Source organism: Streptomyces sp. AC550_RSS872, assembly GCF_019049285.1.
Taxonomy (GTDB): domain Bacteria; phylum Actinomycetota; class Actinomycetes; order Streptomycetales; family Streptomycetaceae; genus Streptomyces.
The window spans coordinates 14,568-32,243 of record NZ_JAGMUL010000008.1; the positions used below are offsets into that span (position 1 = coordinate 14,568).

Consider the following 17,676-nt stretch of genomic DNA (forward strand, 5'->3'; position numbering starts at 1 on the left):
GATTCTCCTCGCCCGGGGTGGTCGAACCCGGGCAAGGAATCTTTACATCATCTCCTCAACTTCCCCACACCCGGGGGTGGTTGAACACGCGAGCTCTCGTCCGGCTACTTCACCACCGTCGACCAGTCCGGCGACTGCGCCGGATCCAGACCGCGCAGCCGCCGCAGGGTCTCCGGTTCCTGTACGTCCATCCAGTCGGCGAGCTCCCTGAAGGACACGCACTTGACGTCCTTCCTGGTGCAGACGTTCTTGATGACCTCGTCGACGGCCTTCATGTAGATGCCGCCGTTCCACTCCTCGAAGTGGTTGCCGATGAACAGCGGGGCCCGGCTGCCGTAGTAGACCCGGTTGAAGCCGGCCATGTAGGTGTCGAGCGTCTCCTGCATCCACTCGGCGTGCCGGGCGGGGTCGCCGTCGGTCTCGCCGTCGGACTGGTTGTAGAGGAAGTTGAAGTCCATGGACAGGCCCTGGAAGTCGCCGCCCTCGTACGGGAGCATCTGGAGCGGGAAGTCCCAGATGCCGTTCTTCTTCGTGGGCCATATCTGGAAGTCGCCGGTGGAACTGGCGTCGTAGCGCCAGCCGTAGCTCTTGACGGCCTTCAGCAAGTTCCCCTGGCCTTCCAGACAGGGGGCGCGGCCGCCGGTGACCTCCTTGCGGAAGTCGAAGGGCAGCGGGGCGAGGTCGGTGTAGCCGGTGTTGGTCTTCCACTTCTCCCCGAAGGCGTAGAACTGGTCGATCTCGCTCTTCCACTCGTCGACGCTCCAGTAGCGGCCGCCGCGGGTGCCGCAGAAGTGGCCGTTGAAGTGCGAGCCGATCTCGTGTCCCTCCTTCCACGCCTTGCCGAGCTGTTCCAGCGTGGTGCGGATGTGCTCGTCGGTGGGGTAGCTGATGGCCGCTGCCCCCTTGTCGTGCCGCGGCGGGGCGTAGAGCTTCGCCTTGTCCTTGGGCAGCAGGTAGATGCCGGTGAGGAAGAACGTCATGTGGGCCTCGTACTTCTCGGCCAGTTCCCGGTAGTGCGCGAAGAGCTGGTCGTCGCCCGCCAGGGCGCCGTCCCAGGAGAAGACGACGAACTGGGGCGGCTTCTCACCCGGTTTGAGCCGCTTCGGCCTCAACGTTCCATTCTGCGGCCCGGTGTACGAGGTCGAGCCGTCGCCGAGCACCTTCGTCCTCCCGTCCCACTCGGGCTCCTCGGGGGGCCTGGAGGGCGGTTCCTCCGTGGCCGAGCCGCCCCGGTCGCCGGCGGACGCGATCGGTGTGGTGCTGTCCGGGCCGGTCAGGCTCGTGTAGGCCACGGGGAGCACCAGGGCGAAGAGGAGGACAGCCACCGCCATCGCTCCCATACGGACGGAATGCTCGGACACACGGGCCCGGCGGCGGCTTGCATGGGCTCGGCGGCGGTGGCCGGATTTCGACGACATGGGCGGGCCGTTCTGCGAGGGGGGTGGGGGGCGTGCGGTGGCGGGTCGCCGGGTCAGTCGAGACCCAGGGCGCCGGCCCAGATGTCGTACGGGACGCTGTTGGCGGGGGTGCCGGCGACGCCCTTCAACGGCAGGGGTTCGAGGCTCTCGGCGAGATCGACTCGGTAGGCCACGACGGCCGTCGACACCGAGGCGGCGGTGCCGACGTACCAGGCCGCGGTGTCGCCCTGGGTGGTACCGGTCTTGCCGGTGACGCGCGGGGCGGAGGCCGCGGTGGCCGGGTGGGCGAGGACGAAGGCGTCCCGCAGGGCGGACTGGACCTGCTCGGCCACCTTCGCCGGCACCGCACGCCGCGAGGCGGGCTTCGCCAGCCGCACCTCGGAGCCGTTGCGGGTGATCCGGGCCACCGAGTACGGCTCGACATGCGTACCCGCGGCGGCGAACGTGGCGTACCCGCTGGCCATCCGGATCGCGCTGGGCGTGGCGCTGCCCAGGGACAGCGCCGGCACCTGCGGGCCGAAGCTGGAGCCGAGCAGACCGGCCGCCTCCGCGGTCCGGCGCACCTTGTCCAAACCGGTGTCCATGCCGAGCTGCATGAACGGCGTGTTCACCGACAGGGCGAGCGCCCTGTGCAGGCTGATCTGCCCGTGGTCCTCCCCGCCGTCGTTGCGGGCCTTGACCTGTTTGCCGCCGCGGTCCCAGTAGGGCCCTTCGGGCGTCATCACCGGGATGCCGTCGTCCCCGTCGTACAGCGTCTCCGGTGTCACCTCGGTCGCGGCGCCGTCGCGGGTCTTGTGGACGCCGTTGTGGAGCGCTGAGGCGTAGACGAAGGGCAGAAAGGCCGAACCGGCGGGCACGGTGGTCGCGTTGGACTCGTTGTAACCCTGCGTACGGTGGTCCGGGCCGCCGTAGACCGCGAGGATCCGTCCGTCGGCGGCGACCGAGGCGGCACCGTAGTGCGCGGTCTTCGCCTGACCCGGATGGTCCTTGCGCGCCTGCTCGCGGGCCTTGGTCACGGCGTCGGTGAGCGCCGTCTCCCGTTTGCGGTCGAAGGTCGTGTAGATCTGGTAGCCGCCGAGGTCGAACTGCTGGTCCGTCAGATGTGCGGCCTTCTTGGCGTACTGCGCGGCCAGTTCCACCAGGTAGTCGCTCTGCCTGCCGGTGTCGTAGCCCTGCGTCTGCCGCAACGGCTCGGGGAACGTCCGGTACTTCGCCCGCTCGGCCGGTGACAGCCTGCCGATGTCGACCATGCGGTCGAGGATCCAGGACCAGCGCTCCACCGCCCGCGCGTGGTTGGCCTTGCTCAGCGCGGGGTCGTAGAGGGCGGCGCCCTTGAGGAGGGAGGCGAGGAACGCGGCCTCGCTGACGTTCAGCTCCCCGACGTCCTTGCCGTAGTAGGCCTGGGCGGCGCGCTGCATGCCGTAGGTGCCGCGGCCGAACCAGCTGGTGTTGAGGTAGCCCTCCAGGATGTCGTCCTTGCTCATCCGGTTGTCGAGCTTGAGGGCGAGCATGGCCTCGGTGACCTTACGGCCCAGCGAGCGGTCCTGGTTGAGGTAGACGTTCTTGACGTACTGCTGGGTGATCGTGGAGCCGCCCTGGGTATCGCCCTCGCCGAAGGTGCGCCACACGGCGCGGGTGACACCGCTGAGCGAGATGCCGGGGTCGGAGTAGAAGCCGGCGTTCTCCGCGGCGAGCACCGCCCAGCGGACGTCCTCGGGTATGTCCTTCAGCGGCATGTCCTGCCGCCGCACCCAGCCGGTACGGGCCATGGGCGTCCCGTCGGACCAGAAGTAGACGTTGTCCTGCTGGGTGGCGTACGAGTTGAGGTTCTCCGGGATGTCGGTGGCGGCGTAGGCCATGGTCAGGGCCGCGGTGGTCAGGCCGAGGAAGGTCAGCGCGGCGCCGAGCCACTGCCGCCAGGAGGGCATCCAGCGGCGCCAGCCGGTGCGGCCTGGCCGTGGGTACTGCGGTCGGAGGCGGGACGCCCAGCGCGCGGCGACCACTCTCAGGGCGGCGCCCAGGCGGGCCGGTGCGGCAGGGCGGCGGGGCCTGCGGCGATGGCCGGGCGCAGGGGGTTCGTCAGCGCGATCGGTGCGACCGGTGCGAGTGCGATCGGTGCGAGTGCGACCGGTGCGAGTGCGACCGGTGCGATCAGCACGGTTGACGCCGGTTAAGTCCTCCTGGACCGTTCGCAATGGCACGGTCTCGTCCGGCGGGAGCGCGGGGACCTTTAACTGCATGGTCTCGTCCGGCTCCTGCCCAGCCCTGGTCACGGCTGCGCCCCTCCCCCCAGTTCGGTCGTGCCCGCGAGGAAGGGCATGGCCGCCGCGGTCAACGGCAGCGCGCCCCCTGTTCCCCCGGCCTTACGGCTCCTCGCGGCGATCGAAAAATATCAGTGACCTTTTCAAGTTCTCCACACCGGTATCGGACAGGGTCGATCGCAACTTGATCGCAAACGGTCGCAGAGAGGGGTGTATCCGGTCAGGCCGATTAGTCTTTGACCATGCCTCGCTATGAGTACCGGTGCCGCAGCTGCGGTGACACGTTTGAACTGAGCCGTCCGATGGCGGAGTCCTCCGCGCCCGCCGCGTGCCCTGCGGGGCATGACGACACGGTGAAGCTCTTGTCGACGGTGGCTGTGGGCGGGACGGCGTCCGCCCCCGCGGCTGCGCCCAGGGCGAGCGGCGGGGGCGGTGGGTGTTGTGGTGGAGGGTGTTGTGGCTAGGTAGAGCGGGTGCGTTTCTGACTGCGGGCGCGTGGGGGCTTGTCGCGCAGTTCCCCGCGCCCCTAAAGGGGCGCCGCCGTGCGGGTCGCCTTCAAGAACTCCCTCAGGATGCGCTCGCCCGCCAGGACTCCCCGCTCCGGCAGTGCGCTGATCGCCGGAGCTGTCCAGTCGGCGTCGGCCAGTTCGCCGTGGCCCGGGCGCCAGCCCTTGTCGGCGGCCAGGAGCAGGTCGGCGTCCAGCAAGGAGTCGCCGGCCGCCAGAGTCAGGTCCGCGCCCGTCCTGCGGGCCACCTCGTGCACGGCGGCGCTCTTGGTGAGGGGCTTGGGGACGGCGTAGATCTTGCGGCCTTGCAGGGAGACGGTCCAGCCTCGGTTCTCCGCCCACACCGCGAGTTCCTTCACCCACTCCTCGGGCAGCAGCTCGCGCTCGACGACGAGGTAGGCGAAGAGGTCCTCGGCGATGCGGTGCTTGCGCACCCATGCCGGGGACGCCGTGGCCATCAGGTGGTCCTGGATCTCCGCGAGGGGCGCGCACTGTTCGGCGAGCCGGGCCTGGACCTGTGCGTGCCAGTCAGGGTCGGTGACGCCGTCGACGAGCAGATGGCCGCCGTTCGCGCAGATCGCGTACTTCGGGGCGGGGCCCGGCAGGTTGATGCGCTGGTACTGCTTGCGGGTCCGGGTCGTCGTCGGCACGAAGACCGCCGCGTCGCCGAGGTCGGTCAGCAGCTGGGCCGCCGTCTCCGTCAGGTACGACAGCGGCTTGCTCTCGTGCACCTCCACGCAGAGCAGCCGGGGCGCCCGCGCGTCCGGCATGGTCAGCGCGAGGGCCGCGGCGGAGTAGATGAGCGTACGGTCGAGATCGCTGGCCACCAGCACCGGCATCAGAGGTTCACCGCCTTGCCGTCGGCGCCCGTCGCGCCCCGCGTGTACTTGGGGTGGATCAACCCCACGCAGGTGTACGGCAGTTCGGCCACCTCTTCCACCGGTACCCCTCTCTGTTCGGCCAGCAGTCGGACATGGTCCAGGTCGGCGCCGGCACCGGCTCGCGCCAGGATCTTCCAGGGCACGCGGCGCAGCAGCACCCGCGTGGTCTCGCCGACGCCCGGCTTGACGAGGTTCACGTCGTGGATGCCGTACTCCTCGCTGATGCGCTCGACGGCCGCCCAGCCCTCCCAGGTCGGCGCGCGGTCGGCGGACAGCAGTTCCTTGGCGGCCGCCTCGACGGCGTCCACGACCTCCGGGAAGCGGGCGGAGACGGCGTCCAGGAAGGCCACGGAGACGTCGGCGCCGGCGAGTTCGCGGTAGAACTTCGCGCCGTGGTAGTCGTGCGGGCCGACCAGGTCGGCGCGCAGGACGGTGCGCGAAATCAGGCCGGAGACGGTCGAGTTGAGGCACGCGGACGGGATGAGGTAGTCGTCGCGGGTGCCGTACGTCCGCACGCACGAGCCCGGGTCGGCCAGTACGGCGATCTCCGGGTCGAATCCGGTGATGCCGTCGGATGCCTCGAACTCCCGTATCGCGTCGGCCAGTTCGCGGGTGATGGCGCCCTTGCCGGTCCAGCCGTCGACGAAGACGACGTCACGCGGGTCGTGGTGGGCGGCGAGCCAGCGCAGGGCGTTGGCGTCGATGCCGCGGCCGCGCACGATCGACACGGCGTAGTGGGGCAGTTCGAGGCCGTGCCGGAACTGGGCCCAGCGGCGCATGAGGATGCCCACGGGGGTGCCGGCGCGGGCGAGGGAGACGAGCACCGGGCGCGGTGAGCGCTCGGCGAGGACGAGCTCGGTCACGGCACCGGCCGCCTGCGCAAGCCGCGCCGCGGTCTCCTCCAACGCCGTGTGGAACAGCGCCTGGTACTGCTCGCTCGGCTGGTACTCCACCGGCAGCGACTCCGCGTAGTGCGCGCCGCCGCTCTGGATGGCCTCCTCGCGCTCCTCGGTCGGCGCCTCCAGCGTAACGTCCGAGAGGTCCTGGAGCAGCCAGCCGACCTCTTCGGGGGCGTACGAGGAGAAGGCGGGGCCGCGGAGGGGCTCGGACAGCATCGGGGGCCTTTCGGGACTGGCAGGGGGTGCTCCGGGGACGTACGACGGTACGACCGCGAGCAGGACGTGCGGGGTGTGGGCGGTGAGCTGCGCCAACAGGCCCTCGGGGGCGTGCAGCTCGGGGGTGTCGGCGGCCGAGTCGACGACCACTGTGACGGCGTCGAACCCGGCGCCCGCGACGTTGTAGGCGTAGCGCTCGCCGGGGCCGTCGGCCGGGTCGTCGTGGGCCGGGAAGACGAGACGGGTACGTATCGCGTAGCCCGGGTCGTCGACCGCGAGGACGGGTGAGCGGGTGGTGGTCGAGTAGCGGACCTCGATCCCTTCCGCGACCTGCTCCAGCTCACGGGCGAGCCTGAGCGGGGCGTACATCAGCTCCTCGAAGCCGAGGATGTGCACACGCCGGGCGCTCTTGGGCAGCGCCTCCGCCAGACGGGCGGCCATGGCGGGGAGGGCGCTTTCGAGCCGGGTGCGGTGCTGCGGGGTGAAGCCGTGACGGCCGCCGTCGGGGAGGCCGGGGGGCCAGTGCAGGTCTATGCGGGTGGGGTGGGGGTGGGTGAGGTTGTCTGCCGGGTGCGGGCCGGTGGGGGTTGATCGCGCAGTTCCCCGCGCCCCTAGGGGGGTGGTCCGTCCGTCGCCTGCAAAGCTCGCGGCGCCTGCCTCGCCCTTCAGGGGCGCGGGGAACTGCGCGACCAGCCCCGACGCACCCGCAGACGACGAACGACCCTCCGCGGCACTCTCGGCCTCGTACCGCGCCACCAACGCCTGCCCCTTCTCCAGCACCCCCTCCGGCAGCAGTACGGTCCCCGAAGCCGCAGCCACCAGATCGACCCGGGCGCCGATCTCCCCGGCGAAGTCCGCGAGGCGCCCCGCGTCGGCCGCCGACCGCATGTCCACCAGGGCGACCACGACGTACCGCCGCCGCGGATACCGCTCGTGCAGATCCCGGATGGTGTTCAGCACCGTGTTCCCGGTGGAGAACTCGTCGTCGACCAGCACCAGCGGCCCGTCCCCGGCCAGCAGTGCAGGATCCTCCGGCAGCAGCAGATGGGACGTGGCGTGCGAGTGGGCCTCCTCGAAGCCGCCCGCCGGAGCGACCCCGGCGACCGGGCGGCGGGTGGAGTGCAGATACGGGGCGTCACCGACCCCGTCGGCGACGGCATGCCCGAGCCCGGTAGCCGTCTCCGCGTAACCGAGGACGACCGCGGCCCCCGCTTCCTCGGCGCCCAGGAGATCCCGTACCCGGCGGCCGAGGGCGAACCCGGCGCCGTACACGACGGACGGCGACTGCGGCACGTGCTTGCCGAGCACGTTGGAGACCAGCAGATGCGCCCGCTTGGGGTTGCGGCGCAGGGCGAGCCCCAGCATCTGCTTGAGCTCGTCGTCGCCCACGAGCTGGACTCCGAGCCGCTCGGCGACCCAGCTCCCGGACCAGACCCCGTTGTTCACTGCGTTGTTCATACGTCCCTTGGGTAGAGAAGCCGGTCGGCCCGGTCAGGCCGGGATACCGGCGGCGAGCAGCTCCACGAAGCCGATGTCCTCGTTGGCCACACCGAACACCTCGGCCCGCAGCAGGGTCCGCTCGGCCCAGGCGCGGTGCGGCTTCACCTCATTCATCTTGTTCGTGTACTGCGACCTCAGTACACCCCCGCCGCCGCGCTCCGGCCGCAGGATGTCCTGGGCGTCACTGAACTCCTCGTGACTGACCACGGACAGGGCGTGCACGGGCAGCACGTGGGAGGGGTGGATGCAGGTCTTGCCGAGGAGGCCGTTGGCGTGGTCCATGGTGATCTCGCGGAGCAGGCCGTCCATGGAGTGCTCGATGAGGGCCTCGCGCAGTTCCTCGGCCTGGCCCTCCAGGAAGGGGCTGCGGCGCAGCTGGGGCTTGAACATACGTTCCTGCACCCGGAAGTACTCCCACACCGGACCGGTCACCGTGAACCCGGTGCCGTCGGCTCTGCCCAGCATGTTCACCACGTCGGCGATCACGGAGGCGACGATCTGGACGTCGTACGCCGTCATGTCCGGTGCGCGCCGCAGTCCGTACGACGAGCAGAAGTCGGTGACCCCGAGGCGCAGCGCCAGCACCCGCTCGCGGTACTTGTCGACCGCGCGGAAGATGCCCTCCAGGGTCTCCACGCGGGACTCGCGATAGAGCAGCTCGGGCGACTCCAGCACGGGCATGGCGAACAGCCGCCGCCCGCTCTGCGCCTCGGCGCTCGCGAGGGCCTCCAGGAAGGGCATGCCGTGCTCTTCGGTGAACTTCGGCAGCACGAATCCGGACAGCAGCCGTACGGCGGGTCCGAGCCTCCGTACGAGGTCGGGGATCTGCTCGGGGGTACGGACCCGGATGAAGAGCAGCGGCAGCTCCGCCGCGCCCTCCGTGCCGTCCGCGCTCTCCCTGCCGGCGAGGTCGGTGAACTGCCGGACGAGGTTCTCCTCGCCCTCCGCCACGTCCTCGTCGCCGATGGAGTCCTCCAGGCACAGCACCATCGAGACCACGCCGAGTCCGGTCTGTTTGACGATGTCGTCGGCGAGCCGCGGCCGGGTGGCCGGACTGTAGAGCGTGGCGCCCAGGGCCGCGGAGAGCAGCCGGGCCGGGGAGCCGGCGGAGAACTCGCACGGCTCCTGGTGGAAGAGGCGCTGACGCACCTCCGGGGCGATGTGCCCGAAATGACGCATAGAGCTCCCCCGTGGTGTCTCAGTGGCCCCTGTGACCGATTCACAGGTGGCCGGTAATAGTACGTAGATACCCATGTCAGGGGTTCCCGCAGGGCATGAACTTCTGGTAACGCGGACGAACACAGGCGCGCACGGTCCGTCGCACCCCCGCGTTGTCGTGACCAGGACGGAGAGGGCAGGATGACCGTATGACGCACGCGATGTTGAAGGGGTCGAACGTCCCGCTCGAAGCCACGACGGTACGCGCCGTGCTGCGCTGGACGCCCGGGCAGGGGGTCCCGGATGTCGACGCCTCGGCACTCCTCCTCGGCCCCGACGGTCGTGTGCGCTCCGACGAGGACTTCGTCTTCTACAACCAGCCCCGGCACCCCTCCGGGAAGGTCTGGCGACTCGGCAAGAAACGGGGCGCCGAGGGCCTCACCGACACGATCCAGACAGATCTGGCCGGTGTCGAGTCCGCCGTCGGTCAGATTCTGCTGGTCGCTTCGGCGGACGGCGTCGCCTTCGACTGCGTACGGGACCTGCGCATCGTGCTGTACGACGCGGCAGCCGCCGACGGCGACCCGCTGGCGTACTTCGACATCAAGCCGGAGACAGGCCAGGAGACGGCCCTGATCTGCGGTGAGCTGTACCGCCGCGGCGAGGGCTGGAAGTTCCGCGCCCTCGGCGAGGGCTACTCGAACGGCCTCAAGGGCCTGGCCACGGACTACGGCATCTCGGTGGACGAGTCCGAGGCGATGGAGGAGCCCCCGCCGGCCGCCACGCCGGAGGTCTCCCAGCCCCTCCCGCCGGAGCAGCCCACGACCGTGGTCCCGCCCCAGCCGTCCTACGGCTACCCCCAGCAGCCCCCACCGACCCAGCCGGCCTACGGCTACCCCCAGCCCACCAGCCAGCCGGCTCTGTCGGCCTCGGGCTACGGCTACCCGCCCCCGGTGACAGCACCCCAGCAGGAGGGCTTCCGCCTGCCACCACAGGGCCCTCAATTCATCGGACGGTGACGGCGACGCCCCCGTTTTTCAGGGGCGCGGGGAACTGCGCGACAAGCCACAACGAGCCCGCAGCCGCCACACAACACCGGGCCCCGAGCTCTCAGGCGCCCCGGCCCAGACCCAGCGTCAGCGCTCCGCCTTGGACTTGTACCCCCGCCCCCACTGCAACCCCCACCCGAACAACCGATCAAGCTCGGCCTGAAACCCGTACACGAACTTCACCTCACGCCGAACCCATATCTCGCCCTTCACGTTCTCGATCATCACCACCGCACAGGACCGAGCCTGCGGATGCCGCTCGTCGAGACCGATCTCGATCCGGGGCCCGTTGCTCGGATACAGCGTGACGATCGCGTGCGTACGGTCGAACGCCGGCGTCTGGTCATAGATGTACACAAAGACCAGCAGCCGCTTGATCTCCTCCCGGTGATCAAGGTTGACGTACATGGTCTCCCCGGACGCCGACCCGAACCGGTCGTCCCCGCTGAGCTTCACATACGGCGGCGAGTTGACGTCCCCGAGGAACCCGCCGAGCGGCTGGACGACCCCCTTCGTCCCGTCGGCCAGCTCGTACAGGCACCCGAGGTCGAGGTCGACGTTGACCATGCTCTGGCTGTGCCCCAGCACCTCTGGCGGCCTGAGCGCCTTGAAGGGATGCCGCAGCAGGCTCTCCCGCTGCGAGCCCCCGATGTCCGACGTCCGCATACGCCAGGCCAGGTTGACCCGGAGATGACCGGTCGCCGCCCCCTGCTTGGTGAGCGAGACCCGGTCGTGCCGCTTCGTCAGCTCTATCGAGTTCGATGACGCGCTGCCCGAGTCGAACTCGGCCGCCCGTCCGCGCCAGAGTCCGTCCAAGAAGCCCATTCCGCCCCCACGTCCCACACGAAAGACCTGCGTTCACTGGAAAAACCGGCGGGGCGGCCGGAGGCCCGGCCGCCCCGCTGAGAGCGTTCCTCAACCGCAGGGGTGTCACACCCCGGACGAGACCTCAGTCTTCTCGTCCGAGCCCGCCGCTTTTCCCTCCGCGGCCGCCAGCGCGCGGTTGCGGCGCACCGAGGACCAGAAGGACCAGCCGATCAGGATCACACCGATCGAGCCGGTGATGAACTCGTTGATCTCGTACTGGATCGTGACCAGGAGGATCCCGGCGAGGGCGCCGATGGCGTAGTGCGCGCCGTGCTCCAGGTAGACGTAGTCGTCCAGGGTGCCCTCGCGGACCAGGTACACGGTCAGCGAACGGACGTACATCGCGCCGACACCGAGACCCAGGGCCATCAGGACGATGTCGTTGGTGATGGCGAAGGCGCCGATCACACCGTCGAACGAGAAGGACGCGTCCAGGACCTCAAGGTAGAGGAACATGAAGAAGGCGGCCTTGCCGGCCATGGCGACCGCGGTGCGGGGCTTGCCGGTGCGCGCGGCCTCTTCCTCCTCCTCGTGCTCGCGTTCCTCCTCTTCTTCGAGCTTGTCCTCGAAGTAGCCGGAGAGACCGCCGACGATCATGTAGGTGATCAGGCCCCCGATACCGGACAGCAGGACCGTCTCCGCCTTGTCGACATGTGCCCCGCCGTGCTGGTGGGCGTTGGTCGCGAAGGTCATCGCGCTGATGAGCAGCACGATCAGGGCGATACAGACGGACAGCATGTCGATCTTGCCGAGCTTGGCGAGCGGGCGCTCCAGCCAGCCCAGCCACTTGATGTCCCGGTCCTCGAAGATGAAGTCCAGGAAGATCATCAGCAGGAACATGCCACCGAACGCGGCGATGGCCGGGTGGGCGTCGGTGACGAGCTGCTGGTACTGGTCCTTGTCGCTGAGGGCGAGGTCGACGGCCTCGATCGGCCCGAGCTGGGCGCTGAGGGCGACGATGACGACCGGGAAGACCAGGCGCATGCCGAAGACGGCGATCAGGATGCCGATGGTGAGGAAGATCTTCTGCCAGAAGGCATTCATCTTCTTCAGGATCCCGGCGTTGACCACCGCGTTGTCGAAGGACAGCGAGATCTCGAGGACGGAGAGGATCGCCACGACGCCGAGGGCGGTCCACCCCCCGTAGAGGACCGCTGCAACCAGGCCGAGCGCGGTGACCGCGAACGACCAACCGAAGGTTTTCAGAACCACTGGCTACCCAATCCTGTGTGTACGGGGCTCCCCCGCGCCGCACTCGGCTTTACGAACTTTTGAAGCTGAAGTCTAGTTCGGCCCCTCTTCGCCCCCCACCCGGGCCTGGCTTTTGCTCATATAGCGTTATGAGACGTTGACTCCGAAGTCGAGTGCGATGCCCCGCAGGCCCGACGCGTATCCCTGCCCCACCGCCCGGAACTTCCATTCCCCCTGGTAGCGGTAGACCTCGCCGAAGATCATGGCGGTCTCGGTGGAGGCGTCCTCGCTGAGGTCGTAGCGGGCGAGTTCCTGGCCGTCGGCCTGGTTGACCACCCGGATGAAGGCGTTGCTCACCTGGCCGAACGTCTGGCCGCGCTCGTCGGCCATATGGATCGAGACAGGAAAGACGATCTTGTCACAGTGGGCGGGCACCTTGGAGAGGTCGATCAGCAGCGACTCGTCGTCGCCGTCGCCCTCGCCGGTGAGGTTGTCCCCGGTGTGCTCCACCGAGCCGTCCGGGCTCTTGAGCTGGTTGTAGAAGACGAACCACTCATCGCCCAGGACGCGGCCGCCGTTGCACATCAGGGCGCTGGCGTCGAGGTCGAAGGGGGCTCCGGTGGTGGAGCGCGCGTCCCAGCCGAGCCCGATCATCACCTGGGTGAGGTTCGGTGCGGCCTTGGACAGGGAGACATTTCCTCCCTTGGCGAGCGTGACGCCCATGTGCTGGTCCTCCCCGCGTGTTGCTTCTTTGGTTGTCCTGCGCATCCGGCGCCGCACCCAAACGAATGCGGCGCCGGACTCAGCCGGTGGTGTCCTGGACGGTCACCCCTCGGGTCGAACTCAGACGTTCACGCCGAAGTCCTGCGCGATGCCGCGCAGACCCGACGCGTAGCCCTGGCCGATGGCGCGGAACTTCCACTCCGCACCGTGCCGGTACAGCTCGCCGAAGACCATCGCGGTCTCGGTGGACGCGTCCTCCGAGAGGTCGTAGCGCGCGATCTCGGCGCCACCGGCCTGGTTGACGACACGGATGAACGCGTTGCGCACCTGGCCGAAGGACTGCTGGCGGTTCTCGGCGTCGTAGATCGAGACCGGGAAGACGATCTTCTCCACGTCGGCCGGGACGCCCGCGAGGTTGACCTTGATCTGCTCGTCGTCGCCCTCGCCCTCACCGGTGAGGTTGTCGCCGGTGTGCTCGACGGAGCCGTCGGAGCTCTTGAGGTTGTTGAAGAAGACGAAGTTCGCGTCGCTGCCGACCTTGCCTTCCGGGTTCAGCAGCAGCGCGCTGGCGTCCAGGTCGAAGTCGGTGCCGGTCGTGGTGCGGACGTCCCACCCCAGACCGACGATGACCGCAGTGAGGCCCGGGGCCTCCTTGCTCAGTGATACGTTGCCGCCCTTGCTGAGGCTGACTCCCACGAGTCCTCCATTGGTTTCCAGGGGCGGGGAGCCCCGCCATGCGTTTGATATCGGATCAACGACTCGATCCTAGTGACGGGTTCCCGTGGCTCGCATGCCTTGGTACCGAAGAATCAGAGGGTGTCGAGCGCCTTGACGTACTCGTTCAGGTCGCGCGCGTCCGGCAGGGCGTTGACGACCGTCCAGCGGACGACGCCCTCCTTGTCGATGACGAAGGTGCCGCGCACCGCGCAGCCCTTGTCCTCGGCGAAGACGCCGTAGGCGCGGCTGACCTCGCCGTGCGGCCAGAAGTCGCTGAGCAGCGGGTACTCCAGGCCCTCCTGCTCGGCGAAGACACGCAGGGTGTGGATGGAGTCGTTGGAGACGGCGAGCACCTGCGTGTCGCGGTCGGAGAACTGCGGCAGGTTGTCGCGCACCTCGCACAGCTCGCCGGTGCACACGCCGGTGAAGGCGAAGGGGTAGAAGAGCAGGACGACGTTCTTGGAACCGCGGAAGTCGGAGAGCTTCACGGTCGCGCCGTGGTTGTCCTTGAGCTCGAAGTCGGGGGCCTTGTCGCCGACCTGGATCGCCATCGTCGTGGATGTCCCTTCGGTGGGGCTGTTCGGGTGGAACCCCCACCCTATGCAGCCACCACCGAGGCCCGTGCAGGAGGCCGGGCCGGGCGTTTCAGCCCGGCCCGGCACCGCCACCGGCTACTACCGATTACTTCTTGGTCTTCGCGGCCTTGGGCGTCACCAGCCGGCTGCCGCTCCAGTCCTTGCCGACGCTGACACTCTTGGACGCCGACAGACCCGCAGTGGTCGCGGCTTCAGAGATGTCGCTCGGCTCCACGTAGCCGTCACGGCCGGTCTTCGGCGTCAGCAACAGGATCGCGCCGCCCTCTTCGATGTACGTGGTGGCGTCCACCAGCGCATCCGTCAGGTCGCCGTCCTCGTCGCGGAACCACAGCACCGCGGCATCGGCAACGTCGTCGTAGTCCTCGTCCACGAGTTCTGTGCCGGTGACTGACTCAATGGCCTCGCGGAGTTCCTGGTCTACGTCGTCGTCGTAGCCGATCTCCTGGACCACCTGCTCGGGCTGGAACCCCAGCCTCTCGGCAAGGGTCCGCTCCTCCGCGTGGTCCGCGGTCGCGCTCACGGGTTGCCTCCTGATCATGTCTTGGGAAATAACTCAGCCACGCGCGTGCGCGAAGCATTGGCCGTAGTCCACACGGGCGGGGCGGATCGCGCAAGTACCCGGCCGTTCAGACCGCCGAAACGGTGACGATCGTGAACGTGTCACCCCAACTCCAGGCACGCCCTCATCGTCTCAGGGTGACGCGCACCACACCAATCTGCCCCCTTTGTGCGTTTGGGAACCATCCGTCGCGGCTCCGCCGTTGACCGGGGAAACGGTTACCTCGCAGTAGAGATGACGTTTGGCCCCCCGAGGTACACGATGGGGAGCGGTGCAGACGCCCAGAAACCCCCGAAACACAGCCCTCTGACAGGTAAGGAACAGCGTGGCTTCCGGATCCGATCGCAACCCGATCATCATTGGCGGCCTTCCGAGTCAGGTTCCTGACTTCGATCCCGAGGAAACCCAGGAGTGGCTCGACTCCCTCGACGCCGCCGTGGACGAGCGCGGCCGGGAGCGGGCCCGCTATCTGATGCTGCGGCTGATCGAACGGGCCCGCGAGAAGCGTGTCGCCGTGCCCGAGATGCGCAGCACGGACTACGTCAACACGATCGCCACCAAGGACGAGCCGTTCTTCCCGGGCAACGAGGAGATCGAGCGCAAGATCCTCAACGCCACCCGGTGGAACGCCGCCGTGATGGTGTCCAGGGCCCAGCGTCCCGGCATCGGTGTCGGCGGTCACATCGCCACCTTCGCGTCCTCCGCCTCGCTCTACGACGTGGGCTTCAACCACTTCTTCCGGGGCAAGGACGAGGGCGACGGCGGCGACCAGGTCTTCTTCCAGGGCCACGCCTCGCCGGGCATCTACGCCCGCGCGTTCCTGCTGGACCGCCTCAGCGAGCAGAACCTGGACGCGTTCCGCCAGGAGAAGTCGAAGGCGCGGTACGGCCTGTCGAGTTACCCGCACCCGCGGTCCATGCCGGACTTCTGGGAGTTCCCGACCGTGTCGATGGGCCTCGGCCCGATCGGCGCGATCTACCAGGCCCGGATGAACCGGTACATGGAGGCGCGCGGCATCGCGGACACCTCCAAGTCACATGTGTGGGCGTTCCTCGGCGACGGCGAGATGGACGAGCCGGAGTCGCTCGGCCAGCTGTCCATCGCCGCCCGCGAGGGCCTGGACAACCTCACCTTCGTGGTCAACTGCAACCTTCAGCGCCTCGACGGCCCGGTACGGGGCAACGGCAAGGTCATCCAGGAGCTGGAGTCGATCTTCCGCGGCGCCGGCTGGAACGTGATCAAGCTGATCTGGGACCGCACCTGGGACCCGCTGCTCGCGCAGGACCGCGACGGCATCCTGGTCAACCGGATGAACACCACGCCGGACGGCCAGTTCCAGACGTACGCCACCGAGACCGGCGCCTACATCCGCGACCACTTCTTCGGGGACGACCAGCGGCTGCGCGCGATGGTCGAGGGCATGACCGACGACCAGATCCTGCACCTGGGCCGCGGCGGCCACGACCACAAGAAGATCTTCGCGGCGTTCTCGGCGGCCAAGGCGCACAAGGGCCAGCCGACGGTGATCCTCGCCAAGACGATCAAGGGCTGGACGCTCGGTCCCAACTTCGAGGGCCGCAACGCCACGCACCAGATGAAGAAGCTGACGGTCGACGACCTCAAGCGCTTCCGTGACCGGCTGCACCTGCCGATCGCCGACAAGGACCTGGACAGCGGGGTGCCGCCGTACTACCACCCGGGGCGGGACTCCGAGGAGATCCAGTACATGCACGACCGCCGCAAGGGGCTCGGCGGTTACGTCCCGACCCGTGTCGTGCGCTCGAAGCCGCTGGCGCTGCCGGAGGACAAGACGTACGCGACCGTGAAGAAGGGCTCCGGTCACCAGTCCATCGCGACGACCATGGCCTTTGTGCGGCTCCTCAAGGACCTCATGCGGGACAAGGAGATCGGCAAGCGGTTCGTACTGATCGCGCCGGACGAGTACCGCACGTTCGGCATGGACTCGTTCTTCCCGAGCGCGAAGATCTACAACCCGCTCGGCCAGCAGTACGAGTCGGTCGACCGCGAGCTGCTGCTGGCGTACAAGGAGTCTCCGCAGGGCCAGATGCTGCATGACGGCATCTCGGAGGCAGGCTGCACCGCCTCCCTCATCGCGGCGGGCTCGGCCTACGCCACGCACGGCGAGCCGCTCATCCCCGTCTACGTCTTCTACTCGATGTTCGGTTTCCAGCGCACCGGCGACCAGTTCTGGCAGATGGCCGACCAGCTGGCGCGCGGTTTCGTGCTGGGCGCGACCGCCGGCCGTACGACGCTGACCGGCGAAGGCCTCCAGCACGCGGACGGCCATTCGCAGCTGCTCGCCTCGACGAACCCGGGCTGTGTCGCCTACGACCCGGCGTACTCGTACGAGATCGCGCACATCGTGCAGGACGGCCTGCGGCGGATGTACGGGGGTTCCGAGGAGCACCCGCACGGCGAGGACGTCTTCTACTACCTCACCGTCTACAACGAGCCGATCCAGCACCCGGCCGAGCCTGCGAGCGTCGACGTCGAGGGCATCCTCAAGGGCGTCTACCGGCTCAGCGAGGGTTCCTCCGGCTCCATCCCGGCGCAGATCATGGCGTCCGGCGTGGCGGTCCCCTGGGCGGTCGAGGCGCAGCGGATCCTCGCCGAGGAGTGGAACGTGAAGGCCGACGTGTGGTCGGCGACCTCGTGGAACGAGCTGCGGCGTGAGGCCGTGGAGTGCGAGGAGCACAACCTGCTGCACCCGGAGGAGGAGCAGCGGGTGCCGTGGGTGACGCGGAAGCTGAGCGGGGCCGAGGGACCGTTCGTGGCCGTCTCCGACTGGATGCGGTCGGTGCCGGACCAGATCGCGCGGTGGGTGCCGGGCACGTATCAGTCGCTGGGCGCCGACGGCTTCGGCTTCGCCGACACCCGCGGTGCGGCGCGGCGCTTCTTCCACATCGACGCGCAGTCGATCGTGGTGGCGGTGCTGACCGAGCTGGCGAAGGAGGGGAAGGTGGACCGGTCCGTGCTGAAGCAGGCGATCGACCGGTACCAGCTGCTCGACGCGTCGGCGGCGGACCCGGGGGCGGCCGGAGGCGACGCGTAGGGTCGTCCGGCCTCCGTCAACCGCTCGATGGGGTGGTGTGCCCGTGGGTGACCCGCGGGCAC

At 68.9% G+C, this 17,676-nt stretch carries 15 protein-coding genes; 3 read left to right on the plus strand and 12 right to left on the minus strand.

The genetic code is table 11. The features are described 5' to 3' along the window. Positions 1 to 104: 104 nt before the first annotated feature. The 3 genes from KUM44_RS03230 to KUM44_RS45000 form a co-directional block, all read right to left on the minus strand. Positions 105 to 1,331, minus strand: a complete 1,227-nt coding sequence (locus KUM44_RS03230) for a hypothetical protein (protein ID WP_374202004.1) — start codon at positions 1,329 to 1,331, stop codon at positions 105 to 107. Between the two features lie 140 nt (positions 1,332 to 1,471). Beyond that, positions 1,472 to 3,421 (minus strand): transglycosylase domain-containing protein, encoded by a 1,950-nt coding sequence (locus KUM44_RS03235; protein ID WP_308402473.1) that lies wholly within the window; start codon positions 3,419 to 3,421, stop codon positions 1,472 to 1,474. A 2-nt stretch (positions 3,422 to 3,423) separates the two neighbouring features. Then, positions 3,424 to 3,576, minus strand: a complete 153-nt coding sequence (locus tag KUM44_RS45000) for a hypothetical protein (RefSeq protein ID WP_254389005.1) — start codon at positions 3,574 to 3,576, stop codon at positions 3,424 to 3,426. A gap of 345 nt (positions 3,577 to 3,921) precedes the next feature. On the opposite strand from KUM44_RS45000, the gene KUM44_RS03240 reads away from it, so the two are divergent. Further along, complete coding sequence (locus tag KUM44_RS03240; RefSeq protein WP_217206097.1) at positions 3,922 to 4,143, plus strand: zinc ribbon domain-containing protein; 222 nt, start codon at positions 3,922 to 3,924, stop codon at positions 4,141 to 4,143. A 62-nt stretch (positions 4,144 to 4,205) separates the two neighbouring features. On the opposite strand, the gene KUM44_RS03245 is transcribed toward KUM44_RS03240, so the two are convergent. From KUM44_RS03245 to KUM44_RS03255, 3 genes are read right to left on the minus strand one after another with little or no spacing between them, the layout of a single operon-like run. Then, positions 4,206 to 5,024, minus strand: a complete 819-nt coding sequence (locus tag KUM44_RS03245; RefSeq protein ID WP_217206098.1) for an HAD family hydrolase — start codon at positions 5,022 to 5,024, stop codon at positions 4,206 to 4,208. Then, complete coding sequence (locus KUM44_RS03250; RefSeq protein WP_217206100.1) at positions 5,024 to 7,639, minus strand: phosphoribosyltransferase; 2,616 nt, start codon at positions 7,637 to 7,639, stop codon at positions 5,024 to 5,026. The genes KUM44_RS03245 and KUM44_RS03250 overlap by 1 nt, the downstream gene beginning before the upstream one ends. A 33-nt stretch (positions 7,640 to 7,672) precedes the next feature. Continuing rightward, positions 7,673 to 8,860 (minus strand): HpcH/HpaI aldolase/citrate lyase family protein, encoded by a 1,188-nt coding sequence (locus KUM44_RS03255; protein ID WP_217206102.1) that lies wholly within the window; start codon positions 8,858 to 8,860, stop codon positions 7,673 to 7,675. A gap of 188 nt (positions 8,861 to 9,048) precedes the next feature. Between KUM44_RS03255 and KUM44_RS03260 the strand changes: the two genes are divergently transcribed. Beyond that, positions 9,049 to 9,858: a TerD family protein gene (locus tag KUM44_RS03260; RefSeq protein WP_217206103.1), complete on the plus strand. Its 810-nt coding sequence runs from the start codon at positions 9,049 to 9,051 to the stop codon at positions 9,856 to 9,858. Between the two features lie 117 nt (positions 9,859 to 9,975). On the opposite strand, the gene KUM44_RS03265 is transcribed toward KUM44_RS03260, so the two are convergent. The 6 genes from KUM44_RS03265 to KUM44_RS03290 form a co-directional block, all read right to left on the minus strand. Then, a complete protein-coding gene (locus KUM44_RS03265; RefSeq protein ID WP_217206104.1) occupies positions 9,976 to 10,713 on the minus strand; it encodes a Tellurium resistance in 738 nt (245 codons plus the stop codon). A gap of 105 nt (positions 10,714 to 10,818) precedes the next feature. Next, a complete protein-coding gene (locus tag KUM44_RS03270) occupies positions 10,819 to 11,967 on the minus strand; it encodes a DUF475 domain-containing protein (protein WP_217206105.1) in 1,149 nt (382 codons plus the stop codon). Between the two features lie 126 nt (positions 11,968 to 12,093). After that, positions 12,094 to 12,669: a TerD family protein gene (locus KUM44_RS03275; protein WP_217206106.1), complete on the minus strand. Its 576-nt coding sequence runs from the start codon at positions 12,667 to 12,669 to the stop codon at positions 12,094 to 12,096. Positions 12,670 to 12,789: 120 nt separating this feature from the next. Continuing rightward, complete coding sequence (locus KUM44_RS03280) at positions 12,790 to 13,365, minus strand: TerD family protein (protein ID WP_030054588.1); 576 nt, start codon at positions 13,363 to 13,365, stop codon at positions 12,790 to 12,792. Between the two features lie 113 nt (positions 13,366 to 13,478). Continuing rightward, on the minus strand, positions 13,479 to 13,937 hold the full coding sequence (locus tag KUM44_RS03285) for a peroxiredoxin (protein WP_048582333.1): 459 nt from the start codon (positions 13,935 to 13,937) through the stop codon (positions 13,479 to 13,481). 130 nt (positions 13,938 to 14,067) lie between these two features. Continuing rightward, the gene (locus KUM44_RS03290) at positions 14,068 to 14,502 is read right to left on the minus strand and encodes a DUF3052 domain-containing protein (protein WP_030054586.1); all 435 of its coding nucleotides are present in this window, start codon (positions 14,500 to 14,502) and stop codon (positions 14,068 to 14,070) included. Between the two features lie 364 nt (positions 14,503 to 14,866). Here KUM44_RS03290 and aceE point away from each other — a divergent pair, with 364 nt between their 5' ends. Next, positions 14,867 to 17,614 (plus strand): pyruvate dehydrogenase (acetyl-transferring), homodimeric type, encoded by a 2,748-nt coding sequence (aceE, locus tag KUM44_RS03295; protein WP_217206107.1) that lies wholly within the window; start codon positions 14,867 to 14,869, stop codon positions 17,612 to 17,614. The last annotated feature ends 62 nt before the right edge of the window (positions 17,615 to 17,676 follow it).

Coding starts and splice junctions, on each gene's coding strand:
- KUM44_RS03230 (WP_374202004.1), bottom strand. CDS start 1,331: ATGGCGGTGGCTGTCCTCCTCTTCGCCCTGGTGCTCCCCGTGGCCTAC.
- KUM44_RS03250 (WP_217206100.1), bottom strand. CDS start 7,639: ATGAACAACGCAGTGAACAACGGGGTCTGGTCCGGGAGCTGGGTCGCC.
- KUM44_RS03260 (WP_217206103.1), top strand. CDS start 9,049: ATGACGCACGCGATGTTGAAGGGGTCGAACGTCCCGCTCGAAGCCACG.
- KUM44_RS03285 (WP_048582333.1), bottom strand. CDS start 13,937: ATGGCGATCCAGGTCGGCGACAAGGCCCCCGACTTCGAGCTCAAGGAC.
- KUM44_RS03275 (WP_217206106.1), bottom strand. CDS start 12,669: ATGGGCGTCACGCTCGCCAAGGGAGGAAATGTCTCCCTGTCCAAGGCC.
- KUM44_RS03265 (WP_217206104.1), bottom strand. CDS start 10,713: ATGGGCTTCTTGGACGGACTCTGGCGCGGACGGGCGGCCGAGTTCGAC.
- KUM44_RS03240 (WP_217206097.1), top strand. CDS start 3,922: ATGCCTCGCTATGAGTACCGGTGCCGCAGCTGCGGTGACACGTTTGAA.
- KUM44_RS03255 (WP_217206102.1), bottom strand. CDS start 8,860: ATGCGTCATTTCGGGCACATCGCCCCGGAGGTGCGTCAGCGCCTCTTC.
- KUM44_RS03245 (WP_217206098.1), bottom strand. CDS start 5,024: ATGCCGGTGCTGGTGGCCAGCGATCTCGACCGTACGCTCATCTACTCC.